General features: G+C 59.1%; 23 protein-coding genes and 1 pseudogene. 16 read left to right on the top strand and 8 right to left on the bottom strand.

Annotation, left to right across the window (positions count from 1 at the left end; all coding sequences use genetic code 11):
- The first annotated feature begins 129 nt into the window (after positions 1-129).
- The 6 genes from B2G88_RS19725 (at position 130) to B2G88_RS19720 (ending at position 5,407) form a co-directional block, all read left to right on the top strand.
- Complete coding sequence (locus tag B2G88_RS19725; RefSeq protein ID WP_176393278.1) at positions 130-276, top strand: DUF7512 family protein; 147 nt, start codon at positions 130-132, stop codon at positions 274-276.
- A gap of 3 nt (positions 277-279) precedes the next feature.
- The gene (locus B2G88_RS16765; RefSeq protein WP_087715462.1) at positions 280-1,320 is read left to right on the top strand and encodes a sulfite exporter TauE/SafE family protein; all 1,041 of its coding nucleotides are present in this window, start codon (positions 280-282) and stop codon (positions 1,318-1,320) included.
- Between the two features lie 73 nt (positions 1,321-1,393).
- Positions 1,394-3,247 carry a cation:proton antiporter domain-containing protein gene (locus B2G88_RS16760; protein WP_087715461.1) on the top strand — a complete coding sequence of 618 codons (1,854 nt, stop codon included), beginning with the start codon at positions 1,394-1,396 and terminating at the stop codon, positions 3,245-3,247.
- 215 nt (positions 3,248-3,462) lie between these two features.
- Positions 3,463-3,822 (top strand): thioredoxin, encoded by a 360-nt coding sequence (gene trxA / locus B2G88_RS16755; protein ID WP_054861854.1) that lies wholly within the window; start codon positions 3,463-3,465, stop codon positions 3,820-3,822.
- Positions 3,819-4,841, top strand: coding sequence for an NAD(P)/FAD-dependent oxidoreductase (locus B2G88_RS16750; protein WP_087715460.1), 1,023 nt, complete (start codon positions 3,819-3,821; stop codon positions 4,839-4,841). Before trxA ends, B2G88_RS16750 begins: the two co-directional genes overlap by 4 nt.
- A 125-nt stretch (positions 4,842-4,966) precedes the next feature.
- Positions 4,967-5,407, top strand: coding sequence for a hypothetical protein (locus B2G88_RS19720; protein WP_176393277.1), 441 nt, complete (start codon positions 4,967-4,969; stop codon positions 5,405-5,407).
- Positions 5,408-5,653: 246 nt separating this feature from the next.
- On the opposite strand, the gene B2G88_RS16740 is transcribed toward B2G88_RS19720, so the two are convergent.
- Together B2G88_RS16740 and B2G88_RS16735 are read right to left on the bottom strand one after the other, a co-directional pair.
- Entirely contained in the window at positions 5,654-6,067 is a 414-nt protein-coding gene (locus tag B2G88_RS16740) for a hypothetical protein (RefSeq protein WP_087715459.1), read from the bottom strand.
- 194 nt (positions 6,068-6,261) lie between these two features.
- Positions 6,262-6,789: a hypothetical protein gene (locus B2G88_RS16735; protein WP_054861857.1), complete on the bottom strand. Its 528-nt coding sequence runs from the start codon at positions 6,787-6,789 to the stop codon at positions 6,262-6,264.
- 405 nt (positions 6,790-7,194) lie between these two features.
- Between B2G88_RS16735 and B2G88_RS16730 the strand changes: the two genes are divergently transcribed.
- The 3 genes from B2G88_RS16730 to B2G88_RS16720 are packed head-to-tail and all read left to right on the top strand — an operon-like array spanning position 7,195 to position 10,714.
- On the top strand, positions 7,195-9,009 hold the full coding sequence (locus B2G88_RS16730) for a NosD domain-containing protein (protein ID WP_245835436.1): 1,815 nt from the start codon (positions 7,195-7,197) through the stop codon (positions 9,007-9,009).
- Positions 9,006-9,836 carry an ABC transporter ATP-binding protein gene (locus B2G88_RS16725; protein ID WP_087715457.1) on the top strand — a complete coding sequence of 277 codons (831 nt, stop codon included), beginning with the start codon at positions 9,006-9,008 and terminating at the stop codon, positions 9,834-9,836. The genes B2G88_RS16730 and B2G88_RS16725 overlap by 4 nt, the downstream gene beginning before the upstream one ends.
- On the top strand, positions 9,833-10,714 hold the full coding sequence (locus tag B2G88_RS16720) for an ABC transporter permease (protein ID WP_054861858.1): 882 nt from the start codon (positions 9,833-9,835) through the stop codon (positions 10,712-10,714). The genes B2G88_RS16725 and B2G88_RS16720 overlap by 4 nt, the downstream gene beginning before the upstream one ends.
- 16 nt (positions 10,715-10,730) lie before the next feature.
- Here the strand turns inward: B2G88_RS16720 and B2G88_RS16715 are convergent, their stop codons facing one another.
- On the bottom strand, positions 10,731-11,348 hold the full coding sequence (locus B2G88_RS16715) for a nitrous oxide reductase accessory protein NosL (RefSeq protein ID WP_054861859.1): 618 nt from the start codon (positions 11,346-11,348) through the stop codon (positions 10,731-10,733).
- 176 nt (positions 11,349-11,524) lie between these two features.
- Here B2G88_RS16715 and B2G88_RS16710 point away from each other — a divergent pair, with 176 nt between their 5' ends.
- A complete protein-coding gene (locus B2G88_RS16710) occupies positions 11,525-12,988 on the top strand; it encodes a YjiH family protein (protein ID WP_054861860.1) in 1,464 nt (487 codons plus the stop codon).
- A gap of 22 nt (positions 12,989-13,010) precedes the next feature.
- Here the strand turns inward: B2G88_RS16710 and B2G88_RS16705 are convergent, their stop codons facing one another.
- Positions 13,011-13,661 carry a helix-turn-helix domain-containing protein gene (locus B2G88_RS16705; protein WP_054861861.1) on the bottom strand — a complete coding sequence of 217 codons (651 nt, stop codon included), beginning with the start codon at positions 13,659-13,661 and terminating at the stop codon, positions 13,011-13,013.
- Between the two features lie 84 nt (positions 13,662-13,745).
- Between B2G88_RS16705 and hutU the strand changes: the two genes are divergently transcribed.
- The 4 genes from hutU to B2G88_RS16685 all read left to right on the top strand — a co-directional run bounded on the left by hutU (position 13,746) and on the right by B2G88_RS16685 (position 18,525).
- Positions 13,746-15,467 (top strand): urocanate hydratase, encoded by a 1,722-nt coding sequence (gene hutU, locus B2G88_RS16700; protein ID WP_087715456.1) that lies wholly within the window; start codon positions 13,746-13,748, stop codon positions 15,465-15,467.
- A complete protein-coding gene (gene hutG, locus B2G88_RS16695; RefSeq protein WP_087715455.1) occupies positions 15,464-16,438 on the top strand; it encodes a formimidoylglutamase in 975 nt (324 codons plus the stop codon). The genes hutU and hutG overlap by 4 nt, the downstream gene beginning before the upstream one ends.
- Positions 16,435-17,748: an imidazolonepropionase gene (gene hutI, locus B2G88_RS16690; RefSeq protein WP_087715454.1), complete on the top strand. Its 1,314-nt coding sequence runs from the start codon at positions 16,435-16,437 to the stop codon at positions 17,746-17,748. The genes hutG and hutI overlap by 4 nt, the downstream gene beginning before the upstream one ends.
- A gap of 120 nt (positions 17,749-17,868) precedes the next feature.
- Entirely contained in the window at positions 17,869-18,525 is a 657-nt protein-coding gene (locus tag B2G88_RS16685) for a trimeric intracellular cation channel family protein (protein WP_054861862.1), read from the top strand.
- A gap of 1,106 nt (positions 18,526-19,631) precedes the next feature.
- Here the strand turns inward: B2G88_RS16685 and B2G88_RS19715 are convergent.
- From B2G88_RS19715 to B2G88_RS16665, 4 genes and pseudogenes are all read right to left on the bottom strand, one after another.
- Entirely contained in the window at positions 19,632-19,787 is a 156-nt protein-coding gene (locus tag B2G88_RS19715; RefSeq protein WP_176393276.1) for a hypothetical protein, read from the bottom strand.
- Between the two features lie 459 nt (positions 19,788-20,246).
- Positions 20,247-21,071 carry an SDR family oxidoreductase gene (locus tag B2G88_RS16675; protein WP_087715452.1) on the bottom strand — a complete coding sequence of 275 codons (825 nt, stop codon included), beginning with the start codon at positions 21,069-21,071 and terminating at the stop codon, positions 20,247-20,249.
- Positions 21,043-21,562: pseudogene (locus tag B2G88_RS16670) on the bottom strand (glucuronate isomerase). Before B2G88_RS16670 ends, B2G88_RS16675 begins: the two are co-directional and overlap by 29 nt.
- 1,426 nt (positions 21,563-22,988) lie before the next feature.
- Positions 22,989-23,402 (bottom strand): CBS domain-containing protein, encoded by a 414-nt coding sequence (locus tag B2G88_RS16665; RefSeq protein WP_245835425.1) that lies wholly within the window; start codon positions 23,400-23,402, stop codon positions 22,989-22,991.
- A gap of 234 nt (positions 23,403-23,636) precedes the next feature.
- On the opposite strand from B2G88_RS16665, the gene B2G88_RS16660 reads away from it, so the two are divergent.
- Positions 23,637-24,272: a vitamin K epoxide reductase family protein gene (locus tag B2G88_RS16660; RefSeq protein ID WP_054861865.1), complete on the top strand. Its 636-nt coding sequence runs from the start codon at positions 23,637-23,639 to the stop codon at positions 24,270-24,272.
- A gap of 270 nt (positions 24,273-24,542) precedes the next feature.
- Positions 24,543-25,160, top strand: a complete 618-nt coding sequence (locus tag B2G88_RS16655; RefSeq protein WP_217895830.1) for a helix-turn-helix domain-containing protein — start codon at positions 24,543-24,545, stop codon at positions 25,158-25,160.
- Positions 25,161-25,164: the final 4 nt, after the last annotated feature.

The following is a 25,164-nucleotide window of genomic DNA, read 5'->3' as shown; positions in this document are numbered from 1 at the left end:
AGGCGTCGCATAGGCTGGAGTAATATTGTTCTTGAGTCCCAAAAGCGTTATACACTCCCTCGGAGTAGAGAGTAATGAGTAGAAATCCATGAGCTGTACACTACCAACTGCGAATGGAGGGTGCGACGCATGATCGAGTTCGCCACAGTTCCTGCACCGGTACAGGCGACGCTCCTCGTGGGCGTCATCCTCGTTCAGGCCGTCGTCCTCTACGTCGGGTACGGCGCTCTCGAGCGAGTTGCAACGCCACTGATTAAAACGATCACGGACGCCTAATCGATGGAGCTACTGGGACTGAGTCTGACTCTGCTGGTGTTGTTCGTGAGCTTTGGCTTCATGGTCGGCGTCCTGTTTGGCTTCTTCGGCATGGGTGGCTCGTTCCTGATTACGCCGACGCTGCTCTTGCTCGATTACCCTGCGTCGGTCGCTATCGGGAGCGGACTGGCGTTTTACTTCGGGACGTCGGTGATTGCCGTCCTGAAGCACTACGATATCGGACAGGTCGACTACAAACTCGGCGCGATCCTGTTCATCGTGCTCTCGATTGGGATCGAACTCGGCAGTCGCCTTGTCTTTGGCTTAGAGGCGCTGGGAATCGCGAATCTCGTCACGGGCATTGCCTACGTCGTCCTGCTTGCGGGGATCGGCGCGCTGTTCCTTCGCCGAGCCGCCACCCTCGAGGATGGGGACGACACTGGAGGCGATGACGGTTCCGACGACGTCAGTGATGAGGACATTCCGGCCATCGGCCAGAAGATACAGTCCTACACCATCCCGCCGATGATCTCACTCACGTCCGGCGGGCGCGCATCGGTGTGGACAATCACGGGTGCCGGCGGGAGCGTCGGCCTCGTCTCGGGGCTGATCGGCGTCGGTGGTGGCTTCATCCGCATGCCCGCGATTTACTACCTGATCGGGACGCCGCTGACTGCAGCCGTCGGCACCAGCCTGTTCGCCGGGCTGTTCTCGGGCGCGTTCGGGACCTTCACCTATGGGATGTCTGGCAGCGTCGACCTGACGGTCGTCTCCTTGCTGCTAGTCGGGAGTGCTCTCGGCGCTCGCATCGGCTCCGCTGCAACGACGATGGTCGATGAGGACGACGTCATCGTCTATTTCGGTCTCATGATGGTCTTCGCCAGCGGCGGAATCGCCCTGTCCGAACTCGCAAACTGGCTTGGCACGGACGCGCTCGATCTCGTGAGCGTCCTCCTGCTCGTCGGCTCGTCGTTTTTCGTCGCGTCAATGATCCTCTACAAGGTCGTCCAATCGACCGGTTCGGACGACTCGAGCGCACACACCACACCAAACGGTGATGATTGATGCCATTGAAGACCCACTCGTGTGGGCTCAGCATAGCCGGGACCACCGCGTGCTCGCTCACCGCTGATCAATCGTGACTCTCATCGCAATCGTCGCACTCATTCTGGCACTCGGGGTCGCCTCCCGCGTTCTCGCCGACCAAATCCACATTCCGAGCGTCCTTTTTTTGATCGTCGCAGGGATTGTGATCGGTCCCGAAGTGCTTGGGGTCGTCTCCCAGGAGAGCTTCGGCGGCGGACTCTCGGCGATGGTCGGCGTCAGCGTCGCGATCATCCTCTTCGAAGGCGGCTATCACCTCCACCTCGAGAAGCTTCGGGAAAGTCCAACGGCGCTGCTTCGGCTCACCACCATCGGCGCGGCGATCACCTGGCTCGGCACGGCCGCCGCTGTCGTCGTCTTTCTCGAGACGAGTCTCGAGGTCGGCCTCCTAGTCGGCGCACTGCTGATTGCGACCGGGCCGACGGTGATCGGACCGATCCTGCAGGTCGTGACCGTGCGCGATCACGTTGCCAGCGTTCTCGAGGGTGAAGGTGTAATCAACGATATCACCGCGGCGATTCTGGTTGTCGTCATCTTCGAAGTCCTCGTCGCGGGGACTGGAACACCGGCCGCGCTCGTCGGTGAGTTTGCGAGACGGTTGGGAATCGGGCTCGCAGTCGGTGCGCTCGTTGCGGCTGCGGTCTGGTTCTTCCTCGAGCATGGACAGTCCCGACCGTCTGCAGCGCCGCTTCACGCCCGGTTGATCGTTCTTGCCGGGATCATCGTCGCCTACGCTGGTGCTGAAACGATTGCGAGCGAGACGGGTATCGCCGCTGCCGCAATGGCCGGCTTTGTTCTCGGAAACGTTGACCTGCCGTACCACGAGGACGTGATCGACTTCCTCGATGACCTCTCGGTCGTCGTCCTCTCGTTTATCTTCGTCGCGCTGGCGGCGTTGATCGACTTTGCGGATATCCGTGCGCTTGGACTGGCCGGGCTTGCCATCGTCGCCGCGATCACGCTGGTGCTCCGGCCAGCCGTCATCTACCTCTCGACGACCCACGAGCGCTTTACGACCAACGAACGGCTTTTTCTGAGCGCCGTCGGCCCGCGCGGGATCATCCCCGCAAGCGTCGCGACGCTGTTTGCCGTCGAACTCCAGGCACTCGGTCGGCCACAGGAGGCTCAACTGCTCGCCGGAACCGTCTTTCTCATCATCTTCGCGACAGTCGTCCTTCAGGCTGGCCTCGCACGACAGATCGCAACCTCACTCGGCGTTTCACCAATGCGCACACTCATCATCGGCGGGGGCCGCGTCGGTCTCTCGCTCGCAGAACGACTCGAACAGGACGGAGAGAACGTACAACTGATCGACACCGACTCCGATGCAGTCGAAACTGCTCGCAAACGCGGCCTTCGTGCACTCGAGGGCGATGGCACTGACGCCAGGATCCTCGAGCAAGCGGGCGCAGATGAGGCGAAGACTGTTATCGCGGTCACGCCTGACGACGACGTTAACTTGCTCGTTTGTCAGCTCGCAAAAACGACTTTCGACGTCGACACGGTCGCCGCACGGGTGAACCAACCCGACAACGTCGACGCCTTCGAATCACTCGGCGTCCATGCAATCGATCTCTCGATGGCAACCGCGTGGTCGCTCGAGAACGTCCTCGAACGACCGTCGCTGTCGGCGTGGATGAACGAACTCGGGCGGACGGGTGACGTCCAAGAGATCGAGGTGACGGCCACGGACCTCGTCGGAAAGACCATCGCCGAACTCAACGCCGAAATTCCCGACGGTGTCATTGTCGGACTGCTCACTCACCAAGACGGGACAACCGAAGTGCCGACGGGCGATCACGAACTTCGAGATGGTGATCGTGTGACGTTCCTCGGACAGACGGACGCAGTCGACCGTGCCGTCAAGCGGTTCCACCCCCACGAGTAGCCCGCGCTACTGGATTCGACTTGTATTTCCGATATGGTGCAACATTGCTCAGAGCAATACATCTCGAGAGTGCCACATATTCGTCCACGAAAGTTCAATAGCATCGCTACAGCGCATCTATCCAATCATACCAGAAATCAACCTTCCTTCGAAGTACACTGAATTGTGCAATACCTACAAAACCTTTACAAGCATTCGGCCCGTAGAGAGCAGTGATGACAACTGATACCCACAGCGGATCGGACGCACAATCGCCGGCAAAACCGCTCGAGGTCGACGGTAGCGACCACCTCGAGGACCTCATCGACCGTCACGACGTCGTCCTCGTGGACTTCTTCGCAACATGGTGCGGGCCATGCAAGATGCTCGAGCCCGTCCTCGACGGACTCGCGGGAGAGACGGACGCGACCATCGCAAAAGTCGACGTCGACCAGCATCCACAGCTGGCGGAATCCTACGGCGTCCGTGGCGTCCCGACGCTCGTCCTCTACGCTGACGGCGAGCAGGTCGACCAACAGACTGGCGCACTGCCCGCCGACCAACTGCGAACCCTGATCGAAACCCACACCGAATGAACACGGATTCCACGACAGCCGACACGCCTACGACTCGAGACGTCGTCATCGTCGGCTCCGGCATTGCCGGCCTCTCGGCTGCGGTCTATGCCGCACGAGCCGACCTCGAGCCACTCGTCCTCGAGGGGCCCGAACCCGGCGGCCAGCTCACGTTGACAACCGACGTCGAGAACTACCTCGGATTTCCCGAGGGAATCGGCGGCATGGAATTGATTCAGCAGGGCAAAGCGCAAGCCGAGCGCTTCGGGGCTGAGTTTAGACACGGCACCGTCGACGCTGCCCACCTCGAGGACCAGCCGTTCGAACTCGCCCTCGCGAGCGGTGACACTATCCGAACGCGTGCCCTGATTGTTGCCACCGGCGCGAGCGCCCGCTGGGTCGGCGCTGACGGCGAGGACGACCTGATGGGCTACGGCCTCTCGACGTGTGCGACCTGTGACGGTGCGTTCCACCGTGGTGACGACGTCCTCGTCATCGGTGGCGGCGACAGCGCCATGGAAGAAGCGCTCTTCCTGACGAAATTCGCCGACAGCGTGACCGTCGTTCACCGACGTGACGAGCTTCGTGCCTCGGACATCATGGCGCGGCGAGCGCGTGAACACGACGCAATCGAATTCCGCTGGAACACCGAACTCCTCGAGATTCACGGCTCACAGGGCACCGGCGTCACCGGTGCAACGCTGGTCTCCCATCCCGACGGCCACCCGACTGCAACCCTGGATGACCACGAGGTCGACCGCGAACGCATCGACGTCGGCGGCATCTTCTACGGTGTCGGCCACATCCCGAACACGGATTTCCTCGAGAAGACCCCCGTCGATCTCGCCGACAGCGGCCACCTCGAGACACTCGAGGGGATGACAACCGAGACGACCGTCGACGGCGTCTTCGGCGCTGGCGACGTGATGGACCCCGACTACCGGCAGGCGATTACCTCGGCCGGCACCGGGAGCATGGCTGCACTCGACGCTGAAGCGTGGCTCGAGGAGCACACCGCGATGATCGAACTGCAGGCCTAGAGGGTGTCATAGAACGCTTCCCGTAGCGTTATTTCAACATTCACCAGACTGAGGCCACATATGTCGGTCAGTATTCCGTTCGAGTCGGGAGAAAGCACTTATAGTCAACGTCTCTTGATTTTAGTGTGAAACGACGGTCCCTTCTCGCTAGCACCGGAATGCTCATCTCTGTGTCCGTCTCTGGATGCCTTGGAAATCTCAATAGTGGAAGTACAGTAATCACCCACTATGAATTCGAGACAGGTGTTGACGTTGACAAGGGAATGAATGATGACCCAGCCGTCAGTTTTGAAGATGATGAAATACACGTGATAGGCGCGTATGGAATTGGTAACGCGTGCTATAGTGAACACCTTGCAGAGCCCTCTTATGACGCCGAACGTGATGAACTGCAGATTCGACTTACTCGACAACACAGCGGAAGCGATACCTGTGATGAGCTTTTCCAAACTGTCTCGTATCGTGTGGTAGTCTCCGTCGATGGAGACCTCCCAGGCACTGTCACCGTAACCGAAGACATGGGTGAGGAAACGACAGCAGAGAGTGGGTTCGGTCTATTGCCATAGTACAGATTTTTTACAATGGGCTGTACCCAACCTGTCCGTATCGCTCTCTGCGGTCACAGAGCAAGGGATGCAAACTGTGCTATAGTAGCTCTTGAAACGATTTACACACTGATCGCAACGTCATCCTGTGATCAGGTGTGCAGTGACTTTCAATAGCTACTATCTGACATTGTCGGCGTAACCAAGACGCAATCGTCGAGGGCGCACATGATTGACAGCGTAGTTGCGCAATCCTTCACCAGATGCCTACAGAATCACAGCGCCAATATACGCAACGAGAACCGCACTCGAGATGCCCACAGTGATTCCGAGCGTCGGACTGGGGTTGGTGCCACCAAGTGCGAGAGTAAACATCGCGGCCGCACCGAGAACGAGGCCGACGCCGAACAACCCTTGCTGTGCATTTCCACCCGCACGGGCGACGGTCTCGGAGAACGACACACGCTCATCCGCACTGGCCTGTGCAGCCGACAGCCGAAGTCGCCACGGGACAGCCAACACCGAGCCGCCACCGGAGAACGACGCCATCAGTACGCCATAGAAGATACTCTCGAGGACGACGACACCCAATACGGCGAACGTAGCAGCAGTGAGAATACCAACCCCAATGCCGACCAGCCGACGCGTTCGATCCTCGAGTTCCGTTCCGTTCGTCGTCATATAGTATAAGTGAGACAGAGGAACTAAAAATATGCCGACCACGGTGAACACCAGCTTTGACACGTTCCCAAACAGTCGCTCTGCTGTTTTTGTATTCGCTCATCGGTTTTCTGGCCTACCAATTGCCTCTGACGCATCGGACAACGAGGATACGAACAAAATTACCGTCTCGGAAAGTCCGAACTGATGATTGACTATTCGTCGTCGGCTGGATACTGAATGAATACCATCAAGAAAGCTCCATCGTGTTCCATGTGAAACGTTTTTTCGCGACGACCTGGGTGGTCATTGTGATGTGGTGCAGGCGGTGTCCCCGCTTGATGGACTTCTGCGGTGGCGGTGAGCGTTTCTTTTCCTTCGTCAGAATTCTCGGTAACCGATCTCACGTTGATATACGACCCGAGTTCGGCTTCTTCAGCATACTCTTCTACGTTCTCCAGAAATTCAGGGTACAGGCCCTCGTTTTTGATAGTATCAGTTTCCCCTGATATGACATCATACCTACTCGGAATGGAACGCTCTTCGACGAGTTTTCCCCGAAGAGTGAAGAGTCTGTTTCTCACAGCCCCAGTTGTCTCCTCCTCCTCCTCTTTGGGTTCACTCTCGCCATCCTGAGTGCCAACGTCGCCATTTTCGGCTTCGTCGGATTCGCTGTCGAGACAACCTGTGGAGACGAAAGTAGCGAGAATACCGATAGACGAAATAATTTGTCGTCGCTTCATAGACAAATTCTATCGGGATTGTGTATATACCTTGAGGTGAGTCGTAGTCAAAACACTACTGCACACGGCCGAGACACACAGCGAACATGGGCTGTCTCGACGAGAGCGGCCACAGCACCTATAGTAACAACTGGAACTGTGTACACACTAATCGCATAGCTATCGTGCGATTGGGTGCACACTGACGTTCAGTGGCTACTATATCCTGTGATCACGAACCCATAGATTCGACAGCCACACCAAACGCTATACGTAGGTCCCGCGCTGAAGACAACTGTGAAGCGCCAATGGCGTCTCGTCGCCGTCAGCGTCGTTCTCGTCGTTGCGGTGGCCATAGTCGGCCTGTTTGTACTCGATGTCGAAACGAGCGACCCTGAGCCTGCGCTCTTCGACGACACCGTCTCGATGGGACTCGCCCTCGAGGACGAACGCGGCCTCGAGGAGGAGGTCGAACTGCCGAAGGCGCAGGTGTTTTACTCCCAGTACGAGTACGTCGTTGGCTATTACGGCCTCGAGACGTTCGTCACCGCACAGCGGAGCGAGGGCCATACCCAGCAGTTTGGCTACCCGTTGACGATTTACGTCAGCGATTATTCGGCGACTGACATCGAGTTGAACGCGGACGGGTATCCAACGGTCGACAATCAGCCAGCCTGGCACGACGCCGAGGACGCCTGGTACGTCTCCGAGAGCGATGCGGTTGCACCCGGTGGCGATACGGTGATGCCATTTTCTGACCGGGAAGACGCCCACGCGTTCGCCGAAACCCACGACGGCATCGTCCTCACGTGGGATGAACTCCTTGAGGCCGAGTTCGAGACTGACGAGGCAACAGCGGTACGGGATCGAGTCGACGACCAGCACCGCGAGGGGGACCAGCGAGTCGAGGCTGCAACGGCCCTCCGCGACCGGCCCGTCTCGACCGTCGTCGGTGAGGACACCGACACCGTCCAGGAAGCTCTCGAGGAAGCGCCAGCGAACACGACTGTGCTCGTTCCCGACGGCGAATACGAGGAGCGCCTCGAGATTGATCGGCCGCTGACGCTCGTTGGCGAGGGGAACGTCACCATCGATGGTGGCGACAACGGGACAGTGATCACCGCGACAGCAGAGCGAACGGCGATTACTGGCCTCGAGATTGTCGGGTCTGGCTCCGAACGGTTGGGCGATGGCGACCTTCCGGGCGATGATCCGGACTCTGACGACTGGGACGGAACGTTCGAAGGGAACTACGCGGGCGGAGACGCCGGCATCGGTGTCCACTCCGCACCCGGGGCTCTGATCGAAGACGTCACCGTAGACGACGCACCGAGTGGCGTTATTCTCCGCCGGAGCGGCGAGTCAGTCGTCCGAAACGTGACCATCGATAGTCCCGATGACCTCGAGGATGGACACACGGGGATTCTCGCATTCCGGTCGCCAGTGGTCATCGAGGACTCGACAGTACTTGATGGGCGAGACGCCATCTATACTCACCGCTCTCCCGACACGATCATCAGGAACAACCACCTCGAGGAGAACCGACTCGGGGTTCACCTGATGCATACCTCAGACTCGCTGCTTGCGGAGAATCAGGTGCGCAATCAGTCGAATACGGGCATCTATATCATGACTGGTCCCGAGCGAAACGCCATCGTCGATAACGTGGTGCAGAACGCGGACTACGCGTTGTTCCCCAGCGGAAGTTCCTCCTATATCGCCGGGAACGTCCTGACCGACAGCCATGTCGGACTCCGGGTCGATGCGACGGACACGCTCTATGAGCGCAACGTGATCGCGGGCAACGAAATCGGCGCCCAAACCCGCGCGATGTTGCCCACGAATCAGGTCACCGCAAACGATTTTATCGACAACGAGATTCACGCTGAAGCCGGCACCGGCCCGCTGCGAATCTGGACTGACGGCGAGAGCGGGAACTACTGGCAGGGGGCACTACCCTTCCCCGGCGACCGCAGCGCCGAGACAACTGTCGACCGGGCGTACTCGCCAACAGCACCCATCGACCAGCGCCTCCACCGCGTCGACGGCACGCCGACCCTGTCACGTGCACCCGGACTCGAGGCTCTCTCTGGGTTCCAGGGGACCGTCCCCGGAATGCGAACCGGCAGCATCGTCGACCTGGCACCGACCTGCGAACCGAACAATCCGGACCTACTCGAGGGAACAGTGTGGGCGGATCGAGCCTGGTCCTGTGACCGAACGAGTCACGAGGCACAATGACCACGGATACGAACACAAACACGAGCACGAGCGCGGCTAGCGACGCAGAATCGAACGATACCAAGACGACGCCAGCGGACGCATCCACACAGCAGGCCGTTCTCGAGGCCGACAGCGTCGACCACGACTACGGGACAGTTTCGGTTCTCGAAGACGTTTCCACGACCGTCGACACCGGGACCGTCACGGCGCTGATCGGCCCGAACGGCTCCGGGAAGACGACGCTGCTTCGGGTGCTCGCCGGCCTCCTCGAGCCGACATCGGGATCGGTCAGCTATCGGGGCGACGCGGCCGCTCGCCGGATTGGCTATCTCCCACAACAGCCCGCGTTTCGACCCGGATTTAGCGTTCTCGAGACGCTGCGCTTTTACTCGTCGCTGGTCGGTGCTGACGAGGCTGAAACCGACGCCATGGATCGCCTCGAGACGGTCGGACTCGCCGATGCTGCCAGTCGCCCTGTCGAAGCGCTTTCGGGCGGGATGACTCGACTGGTCGGCATCGCACAGGCAACGATTGGCGATCCACCGATTATCGTCCTTGATGAACCTGCGAGTGGTCTCGATCCTGGGATGAGCAGCCATGTCTTCGACGTCGCGTCCGAACTGGCTGCTGACGGAACCGCCGTGCTGTTGAGTTCCCACGATCTGGCACTCGTTGACCGGACTGCCGACGACGTTGCAGTCCTCGACAACGGACAGATTCTGCACCAAGATTCACCGGCGAACATTCAGGCAGCCCTCGAGGTGGATTCACTCCGTGCGGTCTACGAGGAGTCAGTTGCAGCCGAGGCGGGAACCGTCCGGGTACAGGGGGTGACCGACGAATGAGTGGCCAAACTGCCGGCGCTGACGACAGCAGCCACGACGCCGACTCGTCGGTGTCTGCACAGACACCGGGAACCGGCCACCTTCTCTGGACGATTATTGGACGCGAACTCCGGACCGTCGCCCGAAACCGAACGTTCTACCTGCTTGCGGCCGCGCTCACAGCGGTCGTCCTCGGAGTCACCTGGATCGGCGATGGCTACACCGCTGGCTACCTCCCGACGGCCGTCGACTTGCTGACCCCCCTCGAGTTGCTTGTGCCGATTGTCGCCATCGCATTCGGCTACCGAGCGATTCTCGCCGATGACGAGCGGGGTGAACTCGATGTCCTCGAGACGTATCCCGTCTCGCCTCGAGAGATCGTCCTCGGCGTCTACGCGGGCCGGGCTGTCGGACTTACAGTTGGGGTTGCGCTGCCGCTCGTCGTCGCTGCGGTCGCGATTGCCGTCACAGCGGATGGCACTGCCGGACTCTACGCGACACACGCCGGTGCCGACTCGCCGGTGCTGTTCGCCCGGTTTCTTGTCCTGACAGTGTTGTTCGCACTCGCCGTGCTCGCCGTTGCACTCGCGATCTCGGCGGTAGTCAGCGCAACCCGAAGCGCGCTTGGGTTGTCTATCGTCGCGCTTGTTGCGCTCCTCGTCGGCTTCGATCTCGCACTCGTCTACGGGCTTGCAGAGGGCGTGATCGGCGACGCCGACCTGTTGTACGCGCTGGCGATCAGCCCCCTCAGTGCCTATCGCGGACTTGTCCTCGAGACGACGATCATCGTCGCGTCGGGAACTGGGCCACAAGTAGCCTCGCCGATTGCGAGTCTCGTCGGACTGCTCGCATGGACGCTTGGCTCGCTCGCGGTTGCAGTCTGGGGCGTCCGCCGATAGCCTCCCTTGCGTTCGATCAGTCCATCAGGGACATGACCAACTCCGGCGTGACCTCCCCGTGGTCGTACAGCTCGCCGCCGTACTCCTCCTGAAACTCCTCTGCCTCAGTATTCTCGCGAAAGCCGATCATCGACGCTCCCATCCCACCCTCGACATCACTGTCGACGACCAACGTGAGTCCGTCCGCAGCCGCGAACGTGTCGGCCTCGAGGTGGCTGCTGATCGCCTCAGCGTCGCCATCGGCTTGGACATCATAGTCAACGCTCGAGTAATCGGTTAGATACATCGCCGTGGGGTCGTGATCGGCACTTTCCTGTTCGAACGTGTGGGTGTATGTACACACGGAACTACAGAACTGCGCTGGTCGATCCTCGTTGATGACGGCTTCAGAGTCGGCGTAGTGTGTCTGTCCAACTGGTCCTGGATGCTGGCCGATCTGCATCGTACACTGGTCGCAGGCTCGATCAGCGTCAATCGTGATCGGATCCGGTGCGTCGTCGTCCTCTCCGAGACAGCCAGCAAGTGCCGTAACGCCAATCCCAGCCGTGATACTCAGCACCGTTCGACGGCGAATTGGCCCATCGATTCCCGTGCCTATTCCGTCGCGACCCACCCTCGGCGTCTGCTCGTTCATATCGGAGAAAGAGACTCCACGACTAAGTCCTGTCTGGTATGGATACCGAACGCTCGAGCGAATGGCCCATGGCTGAATGAAGTGGGCGTATGGCTGAGCTGAGTACTAGTTTATTATAAATCACCCACCATGTGGCACCATATGGCACTTGTTAGCGGGCACCCCACAGTATGACTATGTTCGACGAAGCGGCGTGGTCACGGGACGAACAGGAAACAAAACGAGTCGAAACGGAACCTGAGACGAAGACACTCGAGGACATCGATCTTACTGAAATCAGAGGGGGACCGGTGTCGAAGTTCGTGGTTGCGTTTCTGATCGGGTTTTTCTTCTTTCTCGTCCCCGTCCCCTGGGACGGCCAGATAACGGTCCCGTTCGATATTGTCGTCAGCTGGATTACGGGAACGTATCCGACGTTTGCGGGAGCCTACGCGCTTGCACTCATTATCTCGGGTGGGCTGTTGACCACACTCGCTGAGCTTCGAAAACGTGGCGCCGTCTCAATCAGCGACAGTCTCACGACACAGCTGGCGCTGCCCTACTGGGAGACGTCGACACCCTTCTGGTTCTTCCGTGTCGCTGGTGCCGTACTCGCGCCGGTGTTGTTCCTCGAGGTCGGCCCCGAGTGGCTGATCGGCCCGAGTACCGGCGGCCTCGTCTGGGGCACGCTCATCCTCAGCGTCGCGGTCATCATCCCAATCGGTGCCATCTTCATCAACCTCTTCGTCGAACTGGGCGGCCTCGAGTTCGTCGGGACGATGGCTCGGCCGATCATGCGGCCGTTGTTCAAGATTCCGGGGCGGTCGGCACTCGACAGCGTCGCCTCGTGGGTCGGATCTTACAGCGTCGGCCTCTACGTGACGCGAAACGTCTTCGACCGCGGTGAGTATTCCAAGCGCGACGTCTACATCATCAGTACGTGTTTTGCGACCGTTTCGATTGGATTCGTCGGCGTCGTGGCCGCGACAGTCGACCTGCTCGAGCTCTTTCCGGTCATCTTCCTCTCGTATCTGCTCTGTATCGCGGTGACGGCTGCAATTTTGGTCCGTATTCCACCGCTGAGTAGAGTCCCTGAGGAGTACGTCGCCGAACCGAATCCCGAGACGCCGTTCCGGGGCTCTCCGGGCGATTACTTCCGGTTCGGACTCTCCGAGGCGGTCACGAAGGCAGAGGAGGGTGGAACAATCGTCGGGGCGTCGGTTCGTGGCTTTATCGATGGCATCAAACTCACGATTCTCATCCTCGGGACGATTCTGTCGATTGGTCTCGCAGCCGTCATCGTCGCCGAGTACACGCCAACGTTCGATATTATCTCACAGCCGTTGATTCCGGTCTTCGAACTCCTTGGCATTCCTGACGCCGAAATCGTTGCCCCGGCGTCGATCATCGGGATCACCGAGATGTTCATTCCGGCGCTGCTGGTCGCCGAAGCCGAGGCGATGGCACGCTTCTTCATCGCCCTGCTATCGATTTCGCAGTTGATCTTCTTCTCTGCGACCGCGCCGATGATGATGGATATGTTTAGCGACATTCCGATCCGATTCCGCGACCTCGTCTTGTTGTTCGTCATGCGGACGATCATCCTGATCCCGGTCATCACGGTGATCACGCACGCGGTTGCAGCGCTTGGCCTGCTCTAATCGGACATCCATCCCGACGCTTTCAGTACAGATATGAAACGAGCGACGTGAGCAACTTTCGTTCAGCACGTCGGAGATGATCTTCTACCGTCCGCCGGCTGACCCCAATTTCGTCGGCGAGGTCCGCCGTCGTTGTCTCTCGAGGAAGGTCGTAATATCCCCACTCCACCGCTAGCGTGAGGACATCTCGCTGGCGTTCAGTGAGTTCCGGCAAGACGTCATCGAGGGTCAAAAGCGGGGTCGACTGGACCGGCGTGCTGATCTCACGTTTCGCTCGGACGTCGATCTCGAAGCCGTCCGCGACCAGCTCCGCATAGAGGTCAGTGAGATTTGCCGACTCGAGTGCGAGGATTCGACACTGTTTTGCGCCGTTTTCGTATCGGAGCGGCGGCAAGAGGAGGCAGTTGTACGCCTGCAGGTAGCGTTCGATGTGGGTCACCTCGTGCTCTTTGAGACACGAACTCGTGATGACGACGGCTTCTTCGTCGCGGCGTAGTTCGGTCTCGATGCCGATGTCAGATCGAATCTGGGCTAACAGGGGCTCGATTTCGGTGCCGGAGATGTAGAGCAGGTCCGTGTGGTCGTTACACCAGAGTTCGATCCGGCAGTCCGCATCACCGGTCGGCCCAGTGTAAGCACTCGAGTCTGTAATCGAGAATGTCGCCTCGTACATAGCGGCTGTACACAGATGGCGTATATAAAACCTATTCCGAACGGAACACCGTCGGTATTACTTCGTCGCGTGGTTCTCTGTCACATGGGAACTGATTCGACTCTCGGCGACGGCGAACCGAGCGAGCAGTGGGAGGAGTACCAGGGCGCGCCGACTGGAGCCGACCTCGAGTGTGAGGGCTGGCGACAGGAAGCGGCGCTACGGATGCTCAACAACAATCTCGACCCGGAGGTTGCAGAGAAGCCGGAGGAATTGGTTGTCTACGGCGGCACCGGGCGGGCGGCGCGGTCGTGGGACGCCTACGACGCGATTCTCTCGGAACTGCGCTCGCTCGCGGACGACGAGACGTTGTTGGTACAGTCGGGCAAGCCAGTCGGACGGTTTCGAACGCACGAGCGCGCGCCGCGGGTGTTAATCGCGAACTCCAACCTGGTCGGCAACTGGGATAACTGGGATCACTTCCACGAACTCGAGGCCGAAGGGAAGATCATGTATGGCCAGATGACCGCCGGCTCGTGGGCCTACATTGGCACTCAAGGGATTATTCAGGGAACGTTCGAGACGCTGGCCGAACTCGCTCGACAGCATTACGACGGCGACCTCACCGGGAAGACGGTCGTCACCGCCGGTCTCGGTGGCATGGGCGGTGCACAGCCGCTTGCGGTGACGATGAATCAGGGCGTCTGTATCGCCGCCGAAGTTGACGAGGAACGAATCGACCGGCGCATCGACACCGGCTACTGCATGGAAAAGGCCGACGACATCGAAGACGCCATCGACCGCGCAGAAGACGCCCGCGAGGCTGGCGAGCCCTACAGCGTCGGCGTCCACGTCAACGCAGCCGAACTCCTCGAGACCATGCTCGAGCAGGGCTACGTTCCGGACGTGGTCACCGACCAGACGAGCGCCCACGACGCACTCGAGGGCTACTACCCTGATGGCTACACGGTCGAGGAAGCCGACGAGTTGCGCGCGGACGACCCTGACGCCTATCTCGAGGCGAGCCTGGATACGATGGAACGCCACGTCGACGCGATCCTCGAGTTACAGGAGCGAGGTGCAATCGCCTTCGAGTACGGTAACAACATCCGCGGACAGGTTCAGGACCACCGCGGAATGGACGATGCCTTCGACTTTCCAGGCTTCGTCCCCGCCTACATCCGCCCGCAGTTCTGTCGCGGCAAGGGACCGTTCCGGTGGGCCGCGCTCTCGGGTGATCCCGCCGACATCCACCGGACCGACGAAGCCGTCCTCGAGTTGTTCCCCGAGAAAGACCACCTGCGTCGCTGGATCGACCTCGCACAGGAACAGGTACAGTTCCAGGGACTCCCCAGTCGAGTCTGTTGGCTCGGGTACGCGACCGACAGCGAGGAACATACTGAGCGCGCTCGCTTCGCGCTCCGGATCAACGAACTCGTCGCCGAGGGTGAGATTTCGGCCCCAATCGTTGTCACTCGAGATCACCTCGATGCGGGCAGCGTCGCCAGTCCGAATCGGGAGACCGAAGCGATGAAAGACGGCACCGACGCCGTCGCCGACTGGCCGATTCTCAACGCGCTGGTCAACTGCGCCGGCGGCGCTGACATCGTCAGCGTCCACGACGGCGGCGGCGTCGGCATCGGAAACTCGCTGCATACGAACAACCACGTCGTCCTCGACGGCACGGACCTTGCTGCCGAGAAGGCAGCAGCCGTCTTCACGACGGACCCCGGCATGGGCGTCATTCGTCACGCCGATGCAGGCTACGAGGAGGCACTGGACGAAGCAGCCCACTCGAACGTTCGGATTCCAATGTACGACGAATGACTCGAGCAATTGCACATCCCGACTGGGAGGGATGGACCGGCCCCTCGAGCGACCCGAACGACCGGCAGTTCGGCGATATCGTCACAGCTAGCGAGTTCGAAGACGCGACGGATGCGGCAGTCGCCCTCGTGGGCGAACCCTACGACGGCGCGGTGATTGGCCGCAAAGGGACGCGAGAAGGCCCCCTCGAGATCCGTCGCTCGCTCGCGGCCACGAAGACGGCGCACCTGTCGGCTGGCGGAACGGGGATCGAGGAGACAGTCGTCGACAGCGACTCGAGCACAGCAATCTGTGACCTTGGCGACCTCGAGTTGCCGGAGACGAATGTCGCCGACGTCCAGAGTCACGTCCGAGATGTTGCCACAGAGATCCACGACTTGGGACCGCTCCCGGTGTTTCTGGGCGGCGATAACTCGCTGACCTACGGGAACGTCGCGCCGTTGCTCGAGTCCGAAGGCAACGTCGCAGTCGTCAACTTCGACGCCCACCTCGACTGTCGCGAGGTGCGAGACGGCCCAACGAGCGGAACCCCATACCGACAGTTGCACGAGGCTGGTCTCGAGACGTACGTCGCCGTCGGAGCACGACATTTCGAAACCTCGAGCGCCTACATCGAGTACGTCCGCAAGCAGGGAGGACGGATTGTTCCGGCAGACGCATTCGCAGACGGCCCACGCGCTGTCGTCGAGACGGTACAGGATGCACTCGAGGATGTCGACACACTCTACCTGAGCGTCGACTGTGACGTCCTCGAGGCGAGTGCCGCACCGGGCGTGAGTGCGCCGACACCGGGCGGGCTGACGACCCGCGAACTGTTCGCCGCAGTACGGAAACTCGCCGCTGACGACCGACTCGCCGGCGTCGAAGTCGTCGAGTGTGCGCCGTCGTTAGATACAGACGGTCGCACTGTCGACGCCGCCGCGCGGACGGTCGCTCACGCGATCACCGGCTATCTGGAGGGTGAATCATGAGCTACACGGTCATCTACAACGCGAACGAACTGGTTACTGGACCCGCGAACAGTGCGGAAACCGACGCGGCGGGAACGACCCCCAACGGCTCCGGCGGCCCGCCCGACGGTCCCGTCCTCTCCGTACTGCCCGATGCAGCAGTCGTCCTCGAGGACGGCGAGGTCGCTGCCGTCGGCTCGAGCGATGAGCTCACTCGAGAGTATCCAATCGACAACGCAGACGAAGCACTCGATGCGAGCGGGAAGTGTGTGTTGCCGGGCTTTGTCGACCCGCACACGCACGCGGTCTTCGCAGGTGACCGCTCGGACGAGTTCGAAGCCAAACTCCGCGGCACGAGCTACCAGGAAATTCTCGCCGACGGCGGCGGCATTCTCCGCACCGTCCGAGCCGTTCGCGAGGCGAGCGAAGACGAACTCACGGACAGCCTGCTCGAGCGACTCGACACGATGCTTGCGGCTGGGACGACCACCCTCGAGATCAAATCCGGCTACGGACTCGATACCGAGACCGAACTGAAACTCCTCGCGGCAATTGGCCGCGCCGACGAGCGCCACCCAATCGACATCGTCGCCACGTTCATGGGCGCACACGCCGTTCCCGACGACACTGACGCTGAGGAGTACACCACGTCCGTCATCGAGGACCAGTTCCCCGCCGTCGAACAACAGGGCGTCGCCGAGTTCTGCGACGTCTTCTGTGAGGCGGACGTCTTCTCCGCTAACCAGTCTCGTGAGATACTCGAGGCAGGCACAGACCACGGATTGACGCCGAAACTCCACATCGACGAGTTCGAAAACCTCGGTGGCTCGAAGGTGGCGGCAGCAGTCTCGGCGGCAAGCGCTGACCACCTGCTCCAGTCGACGCCGGACGATATCGACACGCTGCTTGAGGCCGACGTCACGCCGGTGCTCTTACCTGGGACGGCGTTCGGCCTCGGCGGTGAGTATCCCGACCTCGAGCCCTATCGCGAGCGAAACGCCATTCCGGCACTCGGGAGCGATTTCAATCCGAACTGCTACGCAAAACGACAGGGCTTCACGGCGACGCTTGCCTGCGTCGGAATGGGACTGACACCCGGCGAAGCACTCCGTGGCATCACCGACCGGGCGGCCGCCGCGATCAATCGATTCGATGGCACAGGCACACTCGAGGTCGGCACGCCGGCCGATGTGGTCGTCCTCGAGGCACCTTCGTACCGACACCTGCCGTATCGGTACGACGAGCGTGTCGTCGGATCGGTTCTCAAAGACGGCGAGGTCGTCAGCGAGAGAAACGCTAGCGCGAGATCCTCGTCCAAGAGCAGCGAGTGAAGTGGGAATTCACCGGCTTCGTGTCTTTCGGCGTGGACCGATAACACTCTGGGAGGAACCGATAAGCTCGCTCGAGACAGAGCAGAGCGCTCAATACAGGGGCGTTCGTAAGTGACCATAGTGAGTCAGGACCTTCTCGTAACGCTCTTTGGCGACCCGTTTGCCGTCATGAACACCATCGGGCTAATTGCGTTCGCGCTCGTGGGGTCGTCGAAGGCGATCCGCGAAGAGTTCGACGTGTTTGGAATCGCTATCGTCGGACTGGCGATGGCGTTCGCTGGCGGCGTCACACGGGACCTCCTCGTCAACCGTGTCCCGCTGGCGTTGCAACTCCCGATTGAAATCGCGCTCGGACTGTTCGGCGTCGGCTTAGCGATTGTGCTGAGCGCTGTGTTGACCGAGCCAGATACGCATCCGATCACGCTGATTTCGGACGCGATTGGACTCGCCGCGTTTGCGACCACCGGGGCAATCGTCGCAACTGAAGCGGGTATTTCAGCGATTGGGGTCGTCGCGATTGCGACGATTAACGCCGCCGGTGGCGGTGCAGTCGCCGATATCCTGTTGGATCGTGCCCCGTTCATCCTCTTTGACGATTTCTACGCAAGTTGTGCGGTCCTCGGTGGAACCTCATACTTCGTCGTCGATAGTCTCGGAGGCGCAAGCGCCACCGCAGCGGCGACCTGTGCTGCCGTCACCGTCCTCACCCGGCTGATCGCCGTAACCTACGGATGGTCTCTCCCCTCCGTCCAAGATCTTGGATTGAACACCAAGTGACCGACTCGAGCGTTCCTCCCGTTAGGTGCTTGCCAAACCTATAAGATACAGAATCAATAGTCAATCATATCTGTATTCAGATAGCATCTCCGAACAGAAATATGGTTCTCACTCGCATTGCCAATTGACTAAAACAGATCCGACGAGTCAGTGACCTCCACAGCAATATCGAGGCTTTATCGGCCAAGTGAAATATGTTAGTAAGAGAATCAGCGATGGCGCTCAAGCTGGGAGAGTGTCTCTCACAGTTGATGGTTCCCAAATGTAGCCAGATATATCTGAATACAATGTATTATTTAATAACGAGCATTCTGTGAGTACGGTCGCATTGTGGCCAACGTTGGAGACAGTCCTACCAGCAGTCTCGAGTGGGTGGATCACGGCGTCCGTGACGCCCAGTTGCGTGGCAAGTGTCCATCGGTCGTCCGGTTCTGGCGGTACTACTACTGCTGGCTGTACCATACAGGTTACTGACGCTCCGGGCACACAGTGATTCTGTTCGGCGAGCGAGGTGGGCGGCCGAGACTGCTCGACACACGTTTTAGACGGTCTGTAGGTACAATTCCTCGAGTCGAGTCCGTGCTTCCCTGCGGTCGATCTGTCGGTGACTGATACCAGTCTGTTTCACTGGCTCCCGCCGTACTGTTCGTTCCTCTCGAACACACTGGTGATGAGTTACACACGGCGGTGCTGGATTCATCGTCCGCGATCATAGATTACGGAAGTACTGTCGTAAATAATCCTGTGGTGTCGAACCGACACTCTCCGTTTCGAACACTCGAGCGGCCGATTGTTCCCCTCGAGAGGGGTTGTAAAGAGAGATTCGACCAGGGAGAACAACGACTCCAGTCAGGCTAGCGTTTGCAAGCCGTTCCACCAGCACACTCGAGTAGTGAGGACTCGAGTGACTGTCCAGACTGCGTTGCTGACGCGCCGCTGCTGTTCGATGCTGTAGAGCAAAGCGTGGTCGCGCTCTTGGAAAGCGTTATAGACTCGCCTCGAGCGGCACAAACGGTGAAAACGCATGTGAGAGTGGACAGTCCGAAACGCGAGTGCTTACGACCAGTCGAGTGGGGGTAGACTGCGCGTCTCACGGATGAGAGATCTTATTCGGCTCGCTTTTGCTGGTAGAACGTCCCCAGGACGTGGAACGCCTGCTTTTTGCGGCCGTGTTGGTCGACGACACCTGTGCGGTTGTAGCCTCGCTGGTAGCCGCCCTGGCGCCTGGCTGTCCGGAAGTTACACAGAATCCATAGTGACATGCCGGCGATCTATAGTAGCAACTGCAACGAGTGACACACTGATTGCCGAACCTGCTCACGGGTCGTGCCTCCCCGTCTGCTCACGGCGCAACGCGCCGTTCGCATGGTATGCGAGACCGCCGGTCTCGCACTATTCACTTTGCCGCGGTTCTCGCTCACTCCGTTCGCTCACGGGTCGTTCCTCCCCGTTCGCTTTTCCGCGGTTCTCACTCACTCCGTTCGCTCACGGGTCGTTCCTCCCCGTTCGCTTTTCCGCGGTTCTCACTCACTCCGTTCGCTCCGAACCGCGTACTCGTTCCGAACCGCGTACTCGCTCCGAACCGCGTACTCGCTCCGAACCGCGTACTCGTTCCGAACCGCGCATCCGTCTGGCGATCAGGTGTGCAGTGACGTGCAGTGGCTACTATAGTCGTTGTCCGCTGCCGCTGCCAGTCTCGGAGGTCGTATGCAAGAATGATGTTAGACGCCGCTGAACGCCGAGAACCCGCCATCAATCGGAATGACAGTTCCGGTGATGAACTCCGCACCCGGTGCGAGCAGCCAGCAGACTGTCGTCGCGAGATCTTCCGGGTCACCGAACCGGCCCTGTGGGGTGTGGTCGATGATCGACTGGCCACGGTCGGTGTACTCGCCCGTATCCTCATCGATCAACAGATAGCGGTTCTGCTCCGTGAGGAAGAACCCGGGTGCAATCGCATTGACGCGAATATCCGGCGAGTACTCCTGTGCCATGTGGACAGCCAGCCACTCGGTGAAGTTCGAGACAGCGGCCTTTGCGCCCGAATAGCCCGGAATCTTGGTCAGCGGGGTAAAGGCGTTCATCGACGAGACGTTCAGGATGGTACCCTCGCCCTGCTCGACCATGTGCTTCCCGAAGGCCTGCGATGCAAGAACTGTCCCAACGAAGTTGACGTTCGTCACCTGCTCGAGGCCCTCTTTCGGGAGGTCGAAAAAGGAGGTGTCCGCTCCGGTCGTTGCATCGGGGTGGTTGCCACCCGCGCCGTTGATGAGGACGTCGATACGTCCGTACTCCTCGACGACGGTTTCGGCGGCCGCGTCCAGTTCCGCGCGGTCGAGGACCGACGCCGGGATCGTACTGTGTTCTATATCTCGCTCGGCGAGTTCGTCGCTGGCTGCTGCCAGTTTCTCTTCGCCGCGTGCGAGAAGGACGACCGTGCCACCGTTTTCGCCGATAGTTTTCGCCATTGCCGACCCGAGGACGCCTGAGCCGCCCGTTATGACGCACACCGTGCCATCAAGATCGAAGTCGTTTGGGGTTGTCATGTGTTCGTATCGAAGTCGTTGCGGTACAGATGCATGTATGTTCCGTGTTTTCGACGCCCGATGCGTGACGGGGCGACTCTGCGCTGAGCCGCGTGGCCGTCTCGACCAGGAACGCCTGAACGTCGGTGACGTCGTCAGGAGCGAGCGTGCGTCCCTCGAGTGCGCGCCGATAGATGTCTCGCGTACGTCGTTGGCTCACCGGATGCGTTACGAACTGCTCGAGGTTGGAGTCGCTCGCCCGGCAGCCGTGGGCGTCGAAAGTTGTGTGTCTTCTCGAAAGCCTCGAGGAATCCCAAGAAGGAACTGGTGGCAGTGTCGGTCGCGTGCTCGAGTTGGTCGACGAACGTATGCCAGGAGTTACGGCCAATGTGGAGTGCACGGTCGAGTCCCCACGTCGGGCGGACGTCGGTATCGAGGGCCGATTCGGCCTGTTCGTGGGTCTCGAGGGACGATGTCAGGTCATCGGTCGTACAGAAGACTTCGATGTTCATCTCCGAGAGGAGAGTTTTGCTTTCGGGAATGGCGTGTCTCATGATGACGGTTGCGTCGAGGGGGCTATGATCTCGAGGGGAGTATCAGTCACCCGCTCGGTGTGATCGCTGTCTTCGTTGCTAACGACAAGTAAGACTGTCTTGATTGGCATAGCAGCGAGTATCTAGCACATACGCAATAGGATGGACATCTCTGCAGGAGTCTCCGCTTTTCGGTTGCGTTCGATGCGTTCGAATGAGTGGGTGAGGACTACGGTCGCGACGTCTGTTCGTCCTTAGAGACGTTCTGTTCACCGATTTGTATAAGTAGCGTTACTATTTCAAGAGAATGGGTCAGAAAGTGTCTGCACAGGCCACTATACTAACACCCTCGCACAGTCGACTACTCACTGAGAGTACCGTCTCAAAGCGCCAAAGAATTTCAAACTGGTATCAAAATCGAATAGACAGTTGTTCGACAAGCACAAACGAAGGGGTGAGTCGTTGTATGGACAACCTGCAGATAATTTCTGCGCCAATCACTGTAGTGCTCCACCACAAATTACACAAATGTGGATGTATATATCGGGCTAATTCGACTCGAGCGGGCGTATAGATGGAAACACTCGAGGATCGTTACTTGGATGCTGTCCCTACCCAATAGCACTGTTTCAGTTTCTATACCACATATTCGATGGCTCCGAACAGCTCTATTGGGCCGTTTAAATACCACCGGTGAACTAAGCCCGAAAGTGGTGTCGATGGTGCCCCCCCGAGACAAACATGACTTGGTAAATCAGTGGTCATCGGATACCACTATCTATCGATATAGATTACTATACTGTATTTCGATATGTAGGCAGAGTACTCTCAGTAGCTATTTCTGTGAGTCCCACACTATAGTGGAGGATACAGAAAAATTTCGCCGATAGAATTAATATGTTGTCTATACAGGAGATATAATTGCATAAGTTGAAATACCTTCCAACGTGTTCTCGTCCAGTTTGGATGCTCTTCTTTCGAGTTGAGATATTGGTATGAAACAGCTTTAGACAACAAAGATGTATTTAGAACGTTTGAGCACAAGATAGTGATTACAGACGTAATTTCATAGAAATGTATTAGCTTGTTACGATACACATATTGATGTTGACTATTCTACTCCTTTTCGAGCCATGAGTTTCAAACTCGAGATTTCAACATCCGCCGTCTCGGCGCAACTCCGGCGCGGGCAGCGGTCGTTACTCCGACAGACGCTGGCGAACACCACGTGAGGTCGCCGATTTGACTATCACCGGCTCCCGTAACGATTCCTGCCTCGTCTCCAGAGGCTGACGTCCGCTCGCGTCGAGAACAACCCATGTGGAGAGTCGCTCGCGAGTCTGCCACTCGAGTCCTCCACACAGAGACGGTTGCCGACACGGTAAGGGAGATGCGTCTGGTGAGTTCAGTGCATGAACTTCCGTCGCTGACGGTGCTGTTGTGTCACGTCTTTCAGCTCACTAGTCAGAAGACCGTAATGGTCGATCAAATCCTGCGTTGTGATGATGCCGACGACCTCGAGGCTGTCGACGACGACCACTTTCTTGATCCGCTCGTCTTGCATCCGTTTGACGACGAATCGGATAGACCGGTCAGGATCGACGGTGGTCAGTGGATGGCTGGCGACAGCCTGTGCCGAAATGTCTGCGAGTGCACGGGCGCTCTTGTAGGCTGCGTGCACGATATCTGTCTCAGTGATGATCCCGTACGGCTCGCCATCAGTGGTGATGATGACGCTGCCAACGTCGTGTCTGAGCTGTTGCTCGGCAACCGTCTCGAGCGATGACGCCTTGTCTGCGGTGACGACGTCAGTAGTCATGATATCGGCGACTCGAGCGCACATACGAACGTATTGTCGCCTTGGTGAATAACTGTTGTTGCCGCGTGACCGACGGGAATGCAGGGAGACACAGCACACAGTGTCCAACCATGGTGGACCGTCTGTTGGCTCCATTTTCGGAACAACAGCTGTCTCCGTTCCCGAATGGTATTTGCTATTGAATTGGGAATAGAGCACAATTCTTTTATACACCCACCACAAAGTCAGTCTTGTATGTCCACCGAAACACCAAATCCGATGTCGTTCGATTACGAGTGGGAGTATTCCCCGAGAGTATCGGCCCTGTTTGGGGCTTTCACGCTTGTTGCAGTGATTGGCTGGCTCGTCACCGTCTTACTGACTGCGATACACCTATTTGCAATTCCTGCAATACCAGCGGATGCACCAGTCCAAGGAAGTATCGAAGTTATCACAAGTCCATGGGCGTACGTCTTCGGGATTCCGTTAGCGACGCTTGGTGGGTTCTACTACCTGACAACGATTGGGCTTGCCCTCTGGTGGTTCGACACGCGACACCCCCTACTTATCAAGATACTGACCCCCATTACGGCCAGTGGTGTCCTGTTTTCCAGTTACTTCGTCTACCTACAACTCGGCGTCATCGGTGAAATCTGTCCGTTCTGTATGGTCTCTGCAGCGGCGACAGTCATCCTGTTCGCCCTCGAGTTGGTGATCCTCCGACAGAGTACAACGCCATCACTCTCGAGTATGGGCAGTGACCTCGGCCGGGTCCTCAAGGGGACGAACTATCCGATGATCCTGTTCCCGGTCCTGATGGGGCTTGTCACCATCGCGGGACTGTTCATGGTGCCGCTGCTCCCGCTGCCGGACGTCGTCCAGTTCGTCTAATGCGAACTGCTTCGGGGGCGATTTTAGATTCGTAGCGCGTGAGAACCGTGCTATCGCCGCCTGAGAGCACTCGAGTGAACAGGGACACCCCCGTCCGTCTCAGAGAGCAAAAAGAGCGGTGTTAGCAGCAAACATGAACGCTTCGTCGAGAGGGTGCATCGTTATTCCCAGTGCTATGGAACAAGGGCGGCATATACCACCTGGATGCCCATAACAGCCACTATGGCGCCAGACCAGAGCCAGTCTCCGTCATCTCACTCAGCCTCGTCAGTGTCGTCTACACCGCCATCGACATCGGCAACTGCGCCACTGCAGGCGACTATCGCCGTCGAGCCGCGGTCGGCGGTTGGCTCTGCGCTGCTCTCTGAAACACGGGATGCGGTGTCGGTCTCTCAGAACCGATCACCCGATGGCACCTGTCGTAGCACGGCGACCGTCTGTACGGACGAAACCTGCGAACCGCTCTATGTTGAACAGCAAACGCCGAACACCTGTGTCTGCTCTGTCCTCGATGCCTTCGACTGTGTCTATAGCATCGACGCCGTTGAGCACGGGAACCTCGTTGTCACCGTCACACTCGAGGACCGACACCAACTGTCAGCCCTCATCGAGCGACTCACAGACAGCGGGGCATCGGTTACGCTTCGCCACCTCACGACGTTCAGTGACGACAGCACAACAACAACAACCGAACTCGAGACGTCTACGATCACAGCCAAGCAATGGGAGGCTATCGAACTCGCCGTCGAACTGGACTACTACGAGCAGCCCCGAGGAGTGACGCTGGCGGAACTGGCTGATCGCCTCGAGATTTCTGTCTCTGCGGTCTCGCAGCGACTGACTGCGGTCGAGTCAACAGTCATCCCGGCTCTCGTTGACCAGTCGTAGCACG

Source organism: Natronolimnobius baerhuensis (genome assembly GCF_002177135.1).
Classification (GTDB): domain Archaea; phylum Halobacteriota; class Halobacteria; order Halobacteriales; family Natrialbaceae; genus Natronolimnobius; species Natronolimnobius baerhuensis.
Note: the sequence above shows the minus strand (reverse complement) of the source record. Positions and strands in the feature narration are given on the sequence as shown.